At 50.4% G+C, this 17,867-nt stretch carries 6 protein-coding genes; 4 read left to right on the top strand and 2 right to left on the bottom strand.

The window, feature by feature from the left end:
* A partial coding sequence (locus tag AC6R1O_RS19125; RefSeq protein WP_500657641.1) for a UbiA family prenyltransferase occupies positions 1-434 on the top strand: 434 nt, incomplete at its 5' end.
* A 185-nt stretch (positions 435-619) separates the two neighbouring features.
* Positions 620-1,675, top strand: coding sequence for a 3-deoxy-7-phosphoheptulonate synthase AroG (gene aroG / locus AC6R1O_RS19120; RefSeq protein WP_500657640.1), 1,056 nt, complete (start codon positions 620-622; stop codon positions 1,673-1,675).
* A gap of 108 nt (positions 1,676-1,783) precedes the next feature.
* Here aroG and AC6R1O_RS19115 read toward each other — a convergent pair whose 3' ends face one another.
* Complete coding sequence (locus AC6R1O_RS19115) at positions 1,784-3,850, bottom strand: alpha-amylase (protein ID WP_500657639.1); 2,067 nt, start codon at positions 3,848-3,850, stop codon at positions 1,784-1,786.
* 91 nt (positions 3,851-3,941) lie between these two features.
* Positions 3,942-4,340 carry an XRE family transcriptional regulator gene (locus tag AC6R1O_RS19110; RefSeq protein ID WP_500630195.1) on the bottom strand — a complete coding sequence of 133 codons (399 nt, stop codon included), beginning with the start codon at positions 4,338-4,340 and terminating at the stop codon, positions 3,942-3,944.
* 94 nt (positions 4,341-4,434) lie between these two features.
* Between AC6R1O_RS19110 and AC6R1O_RS19105 the strand changes: the two genes are divergently transcribed.
* Together AC6R1O_RS19105 and AC6R1O_RS19100 are read left to right on the top strand one after the other, a co-directional pair.
* Positions 4,435-5,343, top strand: coding sequence for an aldo/keto reductase (locus tag AC6R1O_RS19105; RefSeq protein WP_500657638.1), 909 nt, complete (start codon positions 4,435-4,437; stop codon positions 5,341-5,343).
* A 291-nt stretch (positions 5,344-5,634) separates the two neighbouring features.
* Entirely contained in the window at positions 5,635-17,847 is a 12,213-nt protein-coding gene (locus AC6R1O_RS19100) for a retention module-containing protein (RefSeq protein ID WP_500657637.1), read from the top strand.
* Positions 17,848-17,867 lie beyond the last annotated feature (20 nt).

Raw genomic sequence — 17,867 nt, 5'->3', positions numbered from 1 at the left:
CTGGCGCTATGCCTCCCTTACTTGGTTGGACGGCGGTCACAGGTGAGATGCACGCACACGCTTGGTTGCTGGTGATGATCATCTTCATCTGGACCCCGCCTCATTTTTGGGCGCTGGCTATCCATCGCAAAGCGGATTATGCCAAAGCCGACATCCCCATGCTCCCTGTGACGCATGGCGAGGAGTACACCAAAACCTCGATCTTGCTCTACACCGTGCTGTTGACCTTGGTTTGCTTAATGCCTGCCTTAGTCGGTATGGCAGGCACCATGTATTGGGTCGGGGCAACTCTGCTCTGCCTCGGCTTTGTTGCTCATGCCTGGAAACTGAAATTCGCCCCCACCGACAAGTCAGCCATTGAGACGTTTAAGTACTCAATCTATCAGTTAATGCTGCTGTTTCTGCTGCTTTTAGTTGATCATTACTGGATGTAAATATTAATGTACGGATGGTGTAAATTTTAAAGTTGGAGATAATATTGCCTTTTAAATAAAATAATGCTTGCAAGCCTTGTTTTTGGCAGATAAGTTACTGGGAACAGAGTGACGAGAGATTGAACATTTTTGCATCACTGTCTTTGATGCTGTGTTCAGGCCAAGAAAATAGGAAGAAGTAAGCGATGTTTCAAACTGATGATGTACGAATTAACCAAGTAAAAGAGTTATTACCCCCTGTTGCTGTTTTAGAGAAGTTTCCGGCGACTGAGTCTGCTTCTTCAACCACGTTTCGTTCGCGTGAAGCGATTTCTGATATTTTAAAAGGCGATGATGACCGTTTGTTGGTCATCATCGGGCCTTGTTCTATCCATGATCCTGAAGCGGCGCTGGAATATGGTCAGCGTCTTAAAGTTCTGCGTGATGAGTTGGGCGATCGCCTTGAAGTTGTGATGCGCGTTTATTTTGAGAAGCCGCGTACCACCGTTGGCTGGAAAGGCTTGATCAACGACCCGTACTTAAATGACTCATTTGCGATCAATGATGGTTTGCGTATGGGGCGTAAATTACTGTTGGATTTGACCGACATGGGCATGCCCACCGCAAGTGAATTTTTAGACATGATCACCCCGCAGTATGTGGCGGATTTGATCAGCTGGGGCGCGATTGGTGCACGTACGACAGAGTCACAAGTGCACCGTGAACTCGCCTCGGGTCTCTCATGCCCGGTTGGGTTTAAGAACGGCACGGATGGCAACATCAAGATCGCGTCTGATGCAATTCGAAGCGCTGGCGCATCGCACCACTTCCTTTCGGTGACCAAATTTGGCCATTCAGCCATTGTCGAGACAGCAGGCAACCCAGCTTGCCACATTATTTTGCGTGGTGGTAAAGAGCCAAACTACAGCGCCGATCACGTCGGCACCATCAAAGCGGAGCTGGAAGCCTCAGGTTTGCCACAAAAAGTGATGATCGACTTTAGCCATGCGAACAGTTCAAAGCAGTACCAAAACCAGATGGTTGTGGCAGAGGACGTGGCAGGACAAATTGCAGGCGGTGAAGACGCGGTATTTGGTGTGATGATTGAATCTCACCTTGTGGAAGGTCGCCAAGATTTGGTGGCGGGCTGTGAGCTGACGTACGGTCAATCGATTACCGATGCGTGCATTGGTTGGGATGATACCGAGAAGGTACTGCGCCAACTCGCTCAAGCGGTCGAAACGCGTCGTAATAACCGTTAATTCTCACCTTCTTGAACTCTTTCCAATAAAAACGGGCTCCGCGGAGCCCGTTTGCTTTTCTATTGCACTCGCTAATGTGCGTTAGCGGCTAATGTTCTCATTCACTCTTTACTCGCGCTTGGTGCCGACAAAGGCAACAACGACCTTGTCGTCTCCTAAGGTGCGAGAGAAGACGTACTCTTGGTTATTGTCAATCACACGGTGTACTCCGCCGCCAATCGCTGGGTGATTCTGACGAAATTGACCCACACGCTGCCAGTGCGCAAGAAGCGCCTGGCGTTCTTTATCCAGTGTCCAAAGCATGTCTGAGCGTGTCCCTTGATGGAAGTCATCGGCATAAGGGCCTATTTCGCGTCCCACTTCATCGCCGTAATAGACTTGGACTGCCCCCGGGCTGAGCAGCAGCGCGTTGGCGGCACTGCGCTGCACATCAAGCGAGTTGAACCGGCTGAAAAACAGTTCGGTATCGTGTGATGACATGTAGCTCACCGGGGTAAAGTCCGGCGTTTCTTGCATGGAATCTGCGTAGTTTTGATAGGTGCTTTGCATCTTGCTAAAACACGCTGCGCCCTTATCCATTTTCTTTTGTAGATCAAAGTTGATTAGGGCATCAAAGCCTTGGTCGGCATAGGGAGAGCGGTAAGCCGAGTGCCCCCAGACTTCTCCCATCATCCAAAATGGCTCGCCCGATTGACCTTTGGCTTCACGCCACTGATCTAGGCTTGTGCTGGCTTGTTCTTTGAGTCGTTGCCATACTTCGCCCTCGACGTGTTTGACGGTATCAACACGAAAACCATCAATACCAAAACGTTTAACCCAGTCACTCTGCCATTCAATCAGATAATCCGAGACGCGATAATTGTCGCGGCGTTGAACGCGTGTGCCCGGGTTGTCCAATAGCCATTGCGGCGGTGTCACAAATTGTTGTGATTCAGTACGGAAATCAGGTAACCCAGCCAGTGTCATTTCGATGTCGCTGGAGCCCGGTGCAGGGTATCCCGGCAGGCCTGCTCTGACCCAATCGCCACCCCACCAAGATTGCCATTGTGGGCTGTTGTAATCGATGGCTTGGTGGAAACTGTGCCAGTTCTCATCACCGTTTGGCTGCCAATCTTGCCAAGTGGTCGGCATTTGACCTGCATTGACAACGTCGATGTTGTCGGTTTGTAGATCGGCTAAGGTGGCGTACCCCGAATGGTTGATCACGGCATCGAGGAAAATCTTCATACCGCGTTTGTGGGCTTCGGCGACTAACGTTTTCAGATCGTCCTCTTGCCCAAAGTTGGCGTCAATTTTCGTGAAATCACGTGTCCAATAGCCGTGATAGCTGTAAAACGGGAAGCTGCCCTTTTCGCCGCCACCGACAAAGCCATGCACCTGTTCTACTATGGGCGATAGCCAAATCACATCCGTCCCTAAGCTTTGAATGTAATCGAGTTTTTCTATCACCCCTTTAAGATCGCCGCCGTGGAAGGTGCCCACTTCATCTTTGCCATCCTTGCGACGACCGTAGCTGGCATCATTACTGGTATCGCCGTTGTGGAACCTGTCCACCATAGCGAAATAGATGTTGGCGTTACGATAGGTAAAGTCGCGCTCTACGGGCTCTGTGAGCACTGGCTCAAGGAGTAGGAGGCCACCACTATTTTCACTCGGTTCGAGTGAGACTTGACCGTCGCGTACGGTGACGATTTGACCGCTCAACGCCTCTTTTAGCTCGGTACCATCGGGGAAGGTGTCACCTAAGTTTAGCGTGACGGGGCCACCCACGTATTGACGACAATTCACATCCGGTAGTGGTCGTTTGAACGTTGTGGTGGTGTTTTTCTTCGCTTCGCGGGCGATCACCAATGTATTTGCTTCGGCATCGTATTCGAAGGAGTAATCGCCGCTAAAGCGGATGTTGACGGGCAGAGTCGTTGCCGTTTGACAGTTCAGGGCAATCGGCTGCCTAAACTTGACCTGCTCGAGGTTTGTGGTGGGGCAGTCACCACCGGTAGCGGAAATGTGTAGCGTATACTCTTGCTTGGGCAGCGGTAGGACCAAGGGCGTATCGCTATTGAGAGGAAAATCTCGGCTGGTGGTTGTGGTTGAGAGAGTGAGCGTGGGTGACGCGAATGCAGTCGCACTCAACAGCCCACCAATCACTATGCAGTGTGGTTGATATCGTTTCACGTTCTGTCCTTGTTGTTTTTTTAGACAGAATACTGCGAACGAAGCGGCGCCACATCCTACCCCCGATCTACGCCCTAAATTTTGCTTTTAGTCACAGTTCTTTCGGGCTGTGACGATGAAGAAATTGCAGCATCGACGCCTGGTCAAGATAGCCATCGGGTTTTTTATGGGCGCGTAAATATTGGTATGCCGCGATCACCTTGCGATGTTGCTCGATGGGCTCTGGTGTTTGGCCCATGACGGTCTCATACGCCATGGTGTAAGCGGGCATATCGACCACTTCCGCTTGCCTGTAGAGATACCCACACCCTGTGGCTAACCACTCCAGTGAGCAGTTGGCCTTCATCGCGATCTGATTCGCTTTGGCCAAGCTAGGTTCACTGCCTTTGAGATATTTGCGAATCAGGGCTTCGGAGAGCTCGACCCGACGCGCAAAACCAGAAATGGACTCTTCACCGATGAGGGCTTGAAGACGCAGTGCAAAACTCATTTTCGTACTCCAGTTCGAAATTCTGCACAGTATACGTTGTAGGTTGAAACAAACAAGAATAGGGTAGAAGCGTTCTTTTTTTAGGAGGTAAAAGATGGTGTCTAAAGTAACAATTGCGCCGCAGGGCCCCGAATTTTCACAGATGATTCAAGGCTACTGGCGTTTAGCAGAATGGGGTATGACGCCGCAAGAGCGTTTGACGTTCCTTAAGCAGCACATTGAGCTAGGCGTAACCACGGTAGACCATGCGGACATTTACGGTGGCTACGAGTGTGAGCAGCTGTTTGGTGAAGCGTTGAAGCTGGATCCTTGTGTACGTGACCAAATTGAGATTGTCACTAAGTGCGATATCAACCTATGCGTGGACAAGTTCCCGCAGCTTAAAGTGAACCACTACGACACCAGTGCGGCCCACATTTACCAATCGGTGAATAATTCACTGGAGCGTTTGGCAGTGGAGCAGATTGATGTATTGCTGATCCATCGTCCAGATGCCTTGATGGACGCAGACGAAGTGGCAGAGGCTTTTACCGAGCTACGCAAAGTAGGTAAAGTGAAGCACTTTGGTGTATCGAACTTTTCTCCTCGTCAGTTCGAACTGCTGCAATCGCGCGTTTCTCAGCCTCTGGTGACTAATCAGGTGGAAATTAACCCACTCAATTTTGATGTTGTCCATGACGGCACCCTAGATCAAATGCAAATGCTTCGCACGCTACCGATGGCGTGGTCTTGTCTTGGTGGAGGCAGCATTTTCAGCGGGGACACAGAGCAAGCAGCTCGCGTACGTGATGAACTGGAAGCGATCCGCGCTGAAATCGGCGCAAGCAGCATCGATCAAGTGATCTACGCCTGGGTACGTCGTCTACCGTCGAATCCGCTGCCTATTATCGGTTCAGGCAAAATTGAGCGAGTGAAATCGGCCGTCGAGTCGCTTCCGTTCGAGCTCACACGTGAGCAGTGGTATCGTGTTTGGGTTGCATCGAAAGGGCACGGTGTGCCATAGAAATCGCAAAAGAATAATAATAATGAGAAGGGAGTCAGCATTTGCTGGCTCTTTTTGTTTTATCGTCCCCTATACTGAAAGTGTCAAATATCACTGTTGAGACTGTGGCTAAAAAGCTTAATCTTTTCTTACTCTCGCTGTGAGATTGAGTGATGATGTTAGATGTGCATGTTTTTTGCTTCTCTAAAATTACAACTCTAATAATAAATTCTCGTTTCAGTCAGTTCGCTTTAGTGCAACACCCGTATCCACGTCAAAGACGTGGGACGCTAATTCACAAAGGGAAATGTTATGGACGTAGAAGTCATTCGCCAGCCAAGTCGTGTCAAAGAAGTGAATGGTGATGTCGTGATCGCCTCGCCCAACGGGGAGGCGCGCAAAGCGCAAGTCGGTGAGAATATCAACATCGGTGAGATGATCATCACCGCTCAAGGTGGGACGCTCGTTCTCGAAGACGTATCAGAAACACTGTTTATTGATGAAAATTGCGTCAGCTGCATAGAACCAGGTGACGGATTTGGTTGGGCAACCGCGCCAGTCAGCGGCGACATTCAGGTTGATGATGCGCTACTTGGTGAAGGGGCAATGAGCGGTGATGAATTGGCGGCCATTCAAGAGGCTATTCTTGCGGGCGCTGACCCGACGGCGATTTTAGAAGCCACGGCAGCGGGTGCAGGGACGAGTGGCTCAGCCAACGGCGGCTTCATTACTATCGCGTACAATAATCCCGAAGTACTGGCGAGCACCTTTTTCGAAACCGCGGGTTTCAATGCTCAGGCCCAGTCTGAAACGCAAGATACTGGACGCCGCTTTCAATTTTCTCAAGGTGGCGAGAGCGTAGCAGCCACCCTGTCCGAAGGTTCGTTATCTCTCGGGACCTATCCTGCCACTATTGTCAGCAGCACTCTCATTGCTGCCGGGGATCTTACTCTCGATCCCGAGTCTTTTGTTCCTGAGACCTCATCCATAGCCGCGCTGCTCACAGAACTCAATAGTGATATCACTTCGAATGGCGGGGATGTCCTGTTTTCCTATAATGACTCGCAAAATGCAATTATTGGTGTCAATGTGCAAGGGGAAGTATTACGCATTGACATTAACGCAGCCAATATTGGTCGAGACATCAATCTGGAGATCACCACAACGCTGAGTCAACCGATCGATCATCTTCCGTCAGTGGCGGGAGGATTGGTGGCGATTAATGATGACCAAATCACGATCAACATTGAGATTCAGGGAGCGGATGCTTTAGGTAACCTATTACGCTCACCCGTCAGTGTGAGCACGGCGATCAGTGACGGTGAGGCGCCGACACTGTCTCCTATCGACGGTAAAACGGCACTAGAATCAAGTTTGGCGACGGGAACGGAGGCAGGCAGTGTTAGCCCGATTGTAACGGGAACGATAGCCGGTCAGCTTGGGAGTGATCAAGTGGTGGATGTTCGCCTGGACGTCGAGGCATTCAACCAGAGTCAGCAGGCCAATGGTCTCACCTCTGCAGGGCAAATCGTGACTCTTGAGGCTAACCCGTCGCAACCGGGTGAGTATGTTGGGTTTGTCATACAAGGTGAGGAGCGAGTCGATGTCTTTTCTCTCATCATTGAGAGCGTCAGCAACCTGAGTTCTGGCGGCTTTGAAGTCGCGTATCAATTCGAACTGCTTGCGCCGCTTGACCATTCAGAGCAGGGCAAAGACGACGTTTTAGTTTCATTGCCTGTTTTCGCGATTGATGCCGATAACGATACTACCGCCAATAGCAACTTAGTCATTGCCGTCGTGGATGATGTTCCTTTGGTACCTGATGCGAAGATTGTGGTGACCGAACCGGATGTTCAATATGGCAACGAATCTCAGTCTATCACGCTCATCAGCGCCTCGGGCGCCGAGCAAGGCGTGGTGACGCAATTCACCTTTGATGGCGGCGATCCGATTACGCTGGTTGACGGTCAAAGTGAATACTTGGTCACCGATGGCAAAGTGATCGTCTCTGCCGATGGCACGCTCTCGTTTGCGCCAGACAGAAACATCGACCACTCAACCAGTGACGTGGTGAGCCATACCTTAATCGCGACCATTGAAGATGGCGATGGTGACGTGTTGACCAGCACGGTGATTATCGATATTAAAGATGGCAATGACCCTGTCATCACTCAAATCGAGACTGCGCAAGTCTCAGAATCTGGGTTAACCAGTGGCACTGAAGACGGCCAAGCCGCGGTGCAAGACAGCGGCACCATCACTATCGATGTGGGCAGTGATGACATTACCGCGCTGAAACTCGATATCACGCGCTTTACCGAGCAATCGACATTGAAAGCGCAAGGGCAAACCGTGCGCTTGATAGAAGACTCTGATGTGCCCGGTCAATACCAGGGGGTGATCACCGTTGACGGGCAAGAGGTGCCTGTTTTTGAGGTCGCGCTCGATCAAACCACCCTTAAAGATTACACCTTTACCTTGCTCAGACCGCTCGATCACAGCGGTGATAATGATGAGAGCTTGGTGATTAACTTGCCGGTGGTCGCGGTGGACAGCGATGGTGATGACTCGGCGTCGGTGAATCTCGCGATCACCGTCAATGACGACATTCAGACGGTGGTAGATGGCGAGATAAAGGTCACCGAGCCCGATACGCAGTACGATAACGAATCACAGCCGATTACGCTCATCAGTGCGTCGGGCGCTGAACAAGGCGTGGTGACGCAATTCACCTTTGATGGTGGCGACCCGATTCCGTTAGTCGACGGTCAAAGTGAATACTTGGTCACCGACGGCAAAGTGATCGTCTCTGCCGATGGCACACTCTCGTTTGCGCCAGACAGAAACATCGATCATCACTCAGTCAGTGACGTGGTGAGCCACACCTTAGTGGCGACCATTGAAGATGGCGATGGTGACGTGTTGACCAGTACGGTCACTATCGATATTACCGATGGTAATGACTCCGTCATCACTCAAATCGAGACGGCGCAAGTCTCAGAATCTGGTTTAACGAGCGGCACCGAAGACGGCCAAGCTGCTGTGCAAGACAGTGGCACCATCACTATCGATGTCGGCAGTGATGACATTGCCGCGCTGACACTCGATATCAAGCGCTTTACCGAGCAATCGACATTGAAAGCGCAAGGGCAAACGGTGCGCTTGATAGAAGACTCTGATGTGCCCGGTCAATACCTGGGAGTGATCACCGTTGACGGGCAAGATGTGCCTGTTTTTGCGGTCGCGCTCGATCAAACCACCCTTAAAGATTACACCTTTACCTTGCTCAGACCGCTCGATCACAGCGGTGATAATGATGAGAGCTTGGTGATTAACTTGCCGGTGATCGCGGTAGACAGCGATGGCGATGACTCGGCCTCGGTGAATCTAACGATCACCGTCAATGACGACATTCAGACGGTGGTGGATGGCGAGATAGAGGTCACCGAGCCCGACACGAAGTACGATAACGAATCACAGCCGATTACGCTCATCAGTGCGTCGGGCGCTGAACAAGGCGTGGTGACGCAGTTCACCTTTGATGGCGGCGACGCGATCACGCTGGTTGAGGGGCAAAATGAATACTTGGTCACCGATGGCAAAGTGATCGTCTCTGCTGATGGCACACTCTCTTTTGCACCTGATAGAAACATCGACCACTCAGCCAGTGGCGTGGTGAGTCACACCTTAGTGGCGACCATTGAAGATGGCGATGGTGACGTGTTGACGAGTACGGTCACTATCGATATTACCGATGGTAATGACCCCGTCATCACTCAAATCGAGACGGCGCAAGTCTCAGAGTCCGGTTTAACGGGCGGGACGCAAGCAGGCCAAGCTGCCGTGCAAGACAGTGGTCAAATCACCATCGATGTCGGCAGTGATGACATTGCCGCGCTGACACTCGATATCACGCGCTTTACCGAGCAATCGACATTGAAAGCGCAAGGGCAAACCGTGCGCTTGATAGAAGACTCTGATGTGCCCGGTCAATACCTGGGAGTGATTACCGTTGACGGGCAAGATGTGCCTGTTTTTGAGGTCGCGCTCGATCAAACCACCCTTAAAGATTACACCTTTACCTTGCTCAGACCGCTCGATCACAGCGGTGATAATGATGAGAGCTTGGTGATTAACTTGCCGGTGGTCGCGGTGGACAGCGATGGTGATGAATCAGCATCGGTGAATCTCGCGATCACCGTGAATGACGACATTCAGACGGTGGAGGATGGCGAGATAAAGGTCACCGAGCCTGATACGCAGTACGATAACGAATCACAGCCCATTACGCTCATCAGTGCGTCGGGCGCCGAGCAAGGCGTGGTAACGCAATTCACCTTTGATGGCGGCGACCCGATCACGTTAGTGGACGGTCAAAGTGAGTATGCCGTTACCGACGGCAAAGTGATTGTGTCTGCCGATGGCACACTCTCGTTTGCGCCAGATAGAAACATCGATCACTCAACCAGTGACGTGGTGAGCCACACCTTAGTGGCGACCATTGAAGATGGCGATGGTGACGTGTTGACCAGCACGGTCACTATCGACATAGAAGATGGCAACCTTCCTGTGATCACTCAAGTGTCTGGTGGCAGTGTCTTTGAAGCGGGACTTTCCAGCGGTTCTGGAGGAGAGAATACGAATCTCGACGTCAGAGGTACCGTTACCATGACGACAGGCAGTGATGATATTGCCAAGCTGGCGTTTGATTTGGAGCAGTTCAATGATCTCAATAACGAAGGTATCTACGCCTCCGGTCAACGTATTAGGGTCGAAGAAAAGTCTGCTGAGCCAGGCAGTTATGTAGGCTATATCGAACTTGATGGTGAAAAACTACCCATATTTGAGCTGGATTTAGGTCAGCCGTCGCTGAGTGACTATCACTTCACCTTACTGGCTAATATCGATCACACCGTGCAAGGTCTTGATAGCCAAATCATTGCTTTACCCATTGTCGCGATAGATGCTGATGGCGACGCGTCCTCAAGCGCAGACATTGAAATCAGTGTCACCGATGATATTGCCAGCATCGACGGGTTAAGTAATACCAGCGAGTGGAATGTCGAAGAAGCCAATATTGAGGGAAGTGGTGCATGGGTCGAAGGGCAACTGGAATATACGCAGGGCGCGGATGGCGTGGTGAGTTTTGCGCTCAGCAATCTCGCTCAGACTCAAACTGGCCTGACTTCGGGCGGTACTCCTGTCGTCATTCAACTGATTGAAGGCGCAGATGGTACGACAAGCTATCAAGGTATCGCCAATCAGCAACCCGTCTTTACTTTAGTTCTTGGTGATGACGGCAGTTATCGCTATCAGCAACTGAGGGCTTTAGACCATGCTGAAGACTCCAATGTTCTGACCATTCCTTTTGATGTGGTAGCTGTGGACGGCGATGGGGATCGTTCTTCTGCATTTCGTCTCGGAATCAATGTTGCAGATGACGCACCCACTTTAAATGGTTGGAGTGGGGGCAATGCCGTCGATGAAGATGACATTGAGTCTATTGGTTCAGATCAAAGTGATTCAAGTCGCGTCTCGGGGCAGTTTGCTGTCGATGACGGTGTGGATGGTGTCACCGAGTATCGATTAATGGACGCGGACGCCATTTTGGCCAGTGTAAGTTCGGGTGAAGACGCTTTAGTCTGGCAAGATGTGATTAACACTGGCTCCACATGGAGCTACACCGCCGTCACAGCAACCAATACAACCCCGGTTTTCCGAATCATATTTGATACGCAAGATGACAGTTATGCGTTCGAGTTGTTGGGGCCAATTGATCATCCGGTCGCAACCAGTGAAGACGATGTGACGCTCTACTTCACTGTAGCAGCGGTAGATTATGATCACGATGCAAGTAACGTACTGACATTGCCGATTGTGATTACTGATGATATTCCAACCTTGGCTGACCAATCCATAACCAAAGTAGAAGGCAGCGGGTTTGGTAGTACCAGCAACTTCTTTAACCAGATAACGGACCAAGGGGCTGACCGTGCGGAATTAACACGTCTAGAAGGCGGAGTCAGTGGTGATGGCAATCCGATCGTATTTAGAGTCTCAGCCAATACCTATGAAAGCGCCATTGAACACTCAAGTGGGCAACAAACTGTGCGAGTCTTTGAGCAGCTAGATGGGGATGACGCCCCCCGAGAGTTAGGTGTGCTGCGTATTAACAGCGATGGCTCGGTTCAATTTAAAGCCAACGGTTATTTGGATCATGATGGTGACGACATCACGTTCAGTGTCCATGCCATTGCCACTGATGGCGATGACGATATCGATCAAGCGACGTTAGATGTCACCATCACAGACAGAAACGCCCGCACGATCAATTTAAATGTCACCACCTTTGAAGATGCCGGTCGAGATGCATCTATTGTTTACGCCGCTGGTGATGAGCCCGAGAGCGAGAACATCAATGACAATCAATCAGAGCTTGATAATGCACCGGCAAAATTGAGCGTGCAGGTCAATCTCTATGATGTCGATAATGACGAGTCGATTGGCGCGTTGACCATCATTGGTGGTAATTACGCAGGGACATTCTATTACCAAGACAGTACCGGTGTATTCCACGCTATTAAACAGGATACGGATGGAAAACTGCGTTTAGATGGCAGTGAACTAGTGCAGAGCCAAGCTCAAGATGGCAATAATGTCATTGCCACTATTGATAACCTCTACTTTGTGCCTGATCGTAACTTGGCCACCAATGGCAATATGACTGTGCGGTATTCACTGGATATTCTCAATGGTACCGAAGTGGATCACAGCGTGAATGGCCGAATCCGCATAGACGTTCAGTCGGTTGCAGACATCGCTGTTTGGGATGAAGCAAATAGCATCGATCACTATGAAGTGCTTGAGGATGATAGCAACGTCACACTGACTCTACACGCCCAGACCCAAGACAGCAGTGCGCCAGAGACCATTACCTATAAACTTCGAGCAGTGACGGGAGACTTCGAACTGCTCGATAAAGACGGTCAGCCGCTGACGGCAAATAGTGAGGGTGTTTATCTTGTATCTTCCAGCGATATCAATTCGATTCAGATTGATCCTGCGGAGCACTTTTCGGGGCAAATTCAACTGAGTGTGGTTGCAATCAGTGAAGAAGAGGTGAATCCATACATCGTCGGTTCTGTCGATAAGTCGACGGCGCGATCCGAGGCGAAAACCATTACTATCGATGTGGCGCCACATGCCGATACTGGCACACTCAAAGTGAGCCGGATTCGCATCAATGAAGACAACATCGCAGACCCAGACAATACCGATCTGCAAGGCAATCGTGATCCATTGACGTTGGATGAGGTGATTGAAATGTTGCCTTCGGCAGACGCAGATGACTCTGAAGTCCTGTTTGTGCGTATCGCCAATATCACCGAGGGTGCGTCTCTGGCTTGGGTCGGTACGGGCGACAGCCCAATTGTGGAGATCAACGTCGATGGCGTAACGTACCAAGAGATCCCATATGCCGTTATTTCGCAGGTTGAAGTCGTGCCCGCTGCGCACAGCAATGAAGATTTCCGCTTTGAAGTGACGGGTGTCGTGAGAGATAGTGCGTCACTGTCTGATGACGCGACGTTGAGTGCTACACACGACGCCTACATCGGGCCTAAAGTGGTCAATGTTGAAGTGAAAGGGGTGGCTGATGTTCCGATACTCAACGATGAATTTGATTCGGGCTGGGTAGCGGTGACCGATAATGGCCAAATGCGTATCGAGACCACCATTGAAGAGAGCCAAAATGCGAGCAATTTTGCACAACTTGATTTTGAAGTGATCTCCGGTGAAAGGGCGCAAGAGCTGACGGATAACTCAGAGACGCTCAGTGTGATTTTGTCGAACATTCCACAAGGGGTGGTAATCGAGGATACGGATGGCAGTGTCATTGACTTAAACTTCGTCGGCTATGTGAATGGTCAACCTAGCTACGAGGCGAACATTACCGGTGCGATCAATGATTCTGGTATCGTTATTCGCCCTGTCGATTCTTCAACCCAAAATATCGATATTACCGCCACCATTGTCGTCACAGAAAACGATGGTCACAGCTTAAGTTTTGATACTGACATTCGCGTCAATGTCGCCCCTGTCATTGATGCCTCAGAGCAATACACCAACCGCTCGGTGGGCAATGAGGATTCAGCTATTAATATCGATTGGCACCCCAAAGGGAGCGACTATATTGATAGCGATGAGCACTTTACGTCGATCACGATCACTGGTATTCCAAGCGGAGCGATGATTAACGTCAACAACTCAGATGTCAGTGTCGACGTGACGCAAGACGCCAATGGGGTAAGTACTTTGGTCGTCACGCCTAACGGACTTAGCCATGAGGCGTTCACTCAAGTCGCGTTAGAAGCGGACTTTATTCAACTCACCCCTGCCAAAGATGCCAGTACTAATTTCACGCTCTCGACAAGCGTCGAGATAGAAGAGCGCGATGTCGAATACACCAGTGATGATATTGTCGGTGAAGGCGGTCGTGTTAGCGCGACACTCACAGGCTCAATAGAAGTGGTGGTGCGTCCAGTCGTCGAGCCACAAGATGAAAACAATGGCCTGCGTTTATCTAATGAGCAAGGCGTGGTGTTTGAACCACTCTCTTTGACAGGAGATGGGCAGCTAAACTATGTGCCTATCGTCGCGACGTCGGGTGCGATTACGTTTACCACTAATCAAGACAATCCTGATATCAATGATGAGGTCATCATCTCGTACCAAGAAACGGATAACTCGTCGGTCGAGTTGGTCTCTCAAGTGGTGCTTGAACTGAGTTATGTACCAGACCCTAATAATCCTCTTAAAGATCTAACGTTACCAGACTCTGTACTGGATCAGTTGCTGGTGACAGGGGCGGCCTATGAAGGTAATGGGCGTTGGGTGATCACTGACGAGAGTAATTTCAGTGTCAAAGCACCAGAAGGACTTAACTTTGGTGATATCGATTTAACCGGTACGAATGAGCTCCAGATGACCCTGCACACCCAAGTGGTCGACCCCGGTGATATTGATGCCAATGGTGAACTCCTGGAGCCGAATGAATCATCGACTGGTGCTCAGCGCTCAACCAGCGTTGTCATCGCTTTTGCAAAACAGATTATTCCAGGAGGTGAGGTGGCCGCAGAGATCGCCATAACAGAAGAGCAGATTGTTACGGCGCAAGAAGATACGGTTGTCAATCTCGGTCAGCAGATGACCACACTGAGCGTGTTGTCGTTGAGCGGCGCTATTGATGGCTCACCTGATGAAGTCACCTTGGTGTTTGAACCAAGCGTTGAGATAGGTGGTGTTGTTTATCCGATCACGATTCAAGGGGGCGATGTCGATTTCGTTAACGGTAAGTTTGTTTATCAGACGCAATACAATGACGGCGCTTTGGGTCCTATCGATGGGTTGTCGCTTGTGCTGCCAAACGATTACTCCGGTGATTTTCTATTACCGTTTACGGTGATCAGCAAAGATACCACCAGCGGTGATGAAAACGTCGCGTCTGCCAGTGTGATCGTGCAAGTCGCCCCTGTCGCCGATGTGGAGAGTGGTAACGCCTCCAAACCGAGTTTTTCTATCGATGTCCTAGGTTCACTGGACGACGACATGGGTGCGATTGACGCTGATAACAACGGCCAATCCGATGAGATCGGCTATGAAGACAGTTACATTCAGCTCGCCGTCACCCACGCCATTGCTGATCAATTGAACGGTGAGACTGAAGGTGGCCAAGAAACCTTGAATCAAGTGATGTTGACGCTGGCCAATTCTAATGTGGGCGCCTTTTATCAAGTGGTCGATGACGGAACAGGTGGTCAAGTTTATCAATGGGTAGGCAGCTCGGTGTCATTTGATCAGCAAGCCATCAATGACGGAGCATTAGATACGTTATTGTTCAAGCCAGCGTTAAACTATCCGTCTGCAGATGGCAATAATCAGGTGGTGGTGAATATTAGTGGTGAAGTTGTCGATAGCGCGGTCTTCAATCAGTCACCATCAACCGGAGAGGCAACCGATAGCCAAACGTTCACCACGTCGGTGAGCTTTGAGGTTGTGCCTGTTGTCGATGACGTGATCGTGTCAGGGCCTGGTAACTCGGCGGACACGATAGAGATTGAAGGTAATGAAGATGAGCTGATAGCGCTTAGCGCATCGGGACCGATCGATATTGCGCTCACCGACGATGATGGCTCCGAGCAGTTTGTGTCGATCAAGTTGACTGGGGTACCCGAGGGATTTTTACTGCTTGCCGATGCGGATAGCGACTACAGCGTGAAAAACAACGGCGACGGTGTGTGGAGTGTGCGTTTACCATCGGCGCAGATGACTCATGTGGATTTGAGTGGAATATCACTTCAAGCGCCGAAAGACTTCAGTGGTACGGTGGAGTTCAACCTAACGGTATTTACTCAAGAGTCACTGCTTGGTGTGCCAACGGAAGTGACAGCGCCGCTACCTAAATTTGTCGTTACCGTGAATCCAATAGGCGATGACGTCGACCTCGACAGCACGGATCGCATCGAAGGCTTGGAAGGAGATAACATCGATATCGAGGTAGATGCGTCAGTGATCGACAATGTGTACAGCGCCTCGAGCGTTTCAGGGGTAAATGAAAATGGTCCAGAAACCCTGCGCGTTACCGTCACAGATGTGCCTGAAGGCGCGAGCATTTACTATCCCGATGGCGTGACGTTAGCGCAGTTCGACGACGCGACACAGACATGGGTGCTCAATATCAATGCGCAGCATCTAGACAAAATCGTGTTCAATTCAGGTGATCGCAACAGCGATAGCCAAAGTGCGACGGCTATCGATAAGCCGTTGACAGTCAAAGTCCAATCGGTAGATAGCGACGCGCAAGGTGTTGAGGTATTAGGTACTCCGGCTGAGTTTTCGGTGATGCTGCTCATCGATGCAGTAAACGATCAGCCAAGGTTTGTTAATGTTTTGGATGTAGACACCTTAGAAGATACATCGGTGGCACTCAACACTTTGCAGATTGACGATATCGACAGCACGCTTGATGACCCGGATGCTATGTATCATCTCACTCTCAGCGTGGATAAGGGCTCATTGCTGGTGCTCAGTGATGCAGAACTCGTCTATGGCTTGACCACAGTGCAAGGGAGTGACGGTCAATGGATTTTGGAAGGCAAGCTGGCGAACATCAATGCTGCACTTGCGGCGTCTGTGGTCGTCTATCAGCCTGCGGACAATGCGAACGACTTGAATAGTGGTGGTCCTGCTCTCGTCACTGCCAAAGTGAACGATTTAGGTAATTTTGGCTTAGTCGATGATACCAACGCGTCAACCAGTCAGAGTGCACAAACCTCGTTCGCAATTCGAGTCACTGAAGTGAATGATCAGCCTGTCGCGGCCTCGCTGGATCTAGGTACCATGTCCGAAGAAGGCTCGATAGTCATTAGCGCGCAATCACTGATTGATGCCAGCTCAGATATTGATGGCGATACGCTGAAAGTGGTCAATCTTCAATTGATGGAAGGGGAAGGGAACCTGGTTGCAAGCTCTGACGGTTTATCTTGGACTTTTACTGCAGGTGAAAACTACTCTGGGCCTGTGCGGTTTAGCTACACCATCGAAGACAATGGTCAAACCCAAGGCAATGATGACTTTCTTCAAGATACCGCGGAGCTGCAACTGCATGTTCAAGGTGTGAGTGACATACCGACACTGACTATTGCCCCAGAAAATGAGGCAATCAGACACATCACTGCCAGTCAAAGCGTGAGCAACCAAGGTATTGCGTTGCTCGGTATTGTCGCAGCACTCACCGACAGTAGTGAAGAACTGAGCTTGTTGATTGAGGGAGTACCAGAAGGCGCAGTGCTAAGTAGCGACAGCGGTACGGTAGTCAACGAGAGTGGGGATTGGTATGCCAGTGCCGATGCGATTAATTCTTTACAAATACAAAACGTTAGCCTAGGTGAGTATTCCTTGACGTTAACCGCAGTATCGACAGAGATTGAAGAGGGCATTGGGATCGACAGCGCTTTCTCTGAACCCATCGAGTTGTCACTGACGGTGGTAGAGGAGGCCAGTGACATTGATGGCTCTTCACAAACCCGTCCTCAGTGGATCATTGCAGGTGACCAAGATACTCAACTGGTCGGGGGCAGTGGTGATGACATCATTGTCAGTGGTTTAGGTTCTGATATTCTCACCGGTGGTCCGGGAATGGACACCTTTGTGTGGAACAGCATTGAAGATGGCGCGGCAGATACGGTCACGGATCTCAATATCGCAGAGGGCGATAGGATTGATTTGAGGGAACTGCTTCCTGAGCTCAAAGCCAATCAGGTGGATATGGATGTGCTGCTCAGTCATGTCAATGCCAGACTGGTCGATGATGATGATATCGAGCTGGAGATCCATCCCGAGGGAGAAAACGGTGCGCGTCAAACTGTGACATTAAAAGATCTTGGTCAGCAAATCAGTTTTGCTGAGATGGACTCATCGCAGATTGTCTCCACCCTAATTGAGCGCAATGTGATCATGCACGATTAGCGTCATTAAGCTAGCCAACC

It is taken from the genome of Vibrio sp. R11-SG3-ISO3-SZ, assembly GCF_059834345.1.
The sequence above is the reverse complement of the archived record's forward strand: the minus strand, read 5'-3'. Positions and strand labels throughout refer to the sequence as shown.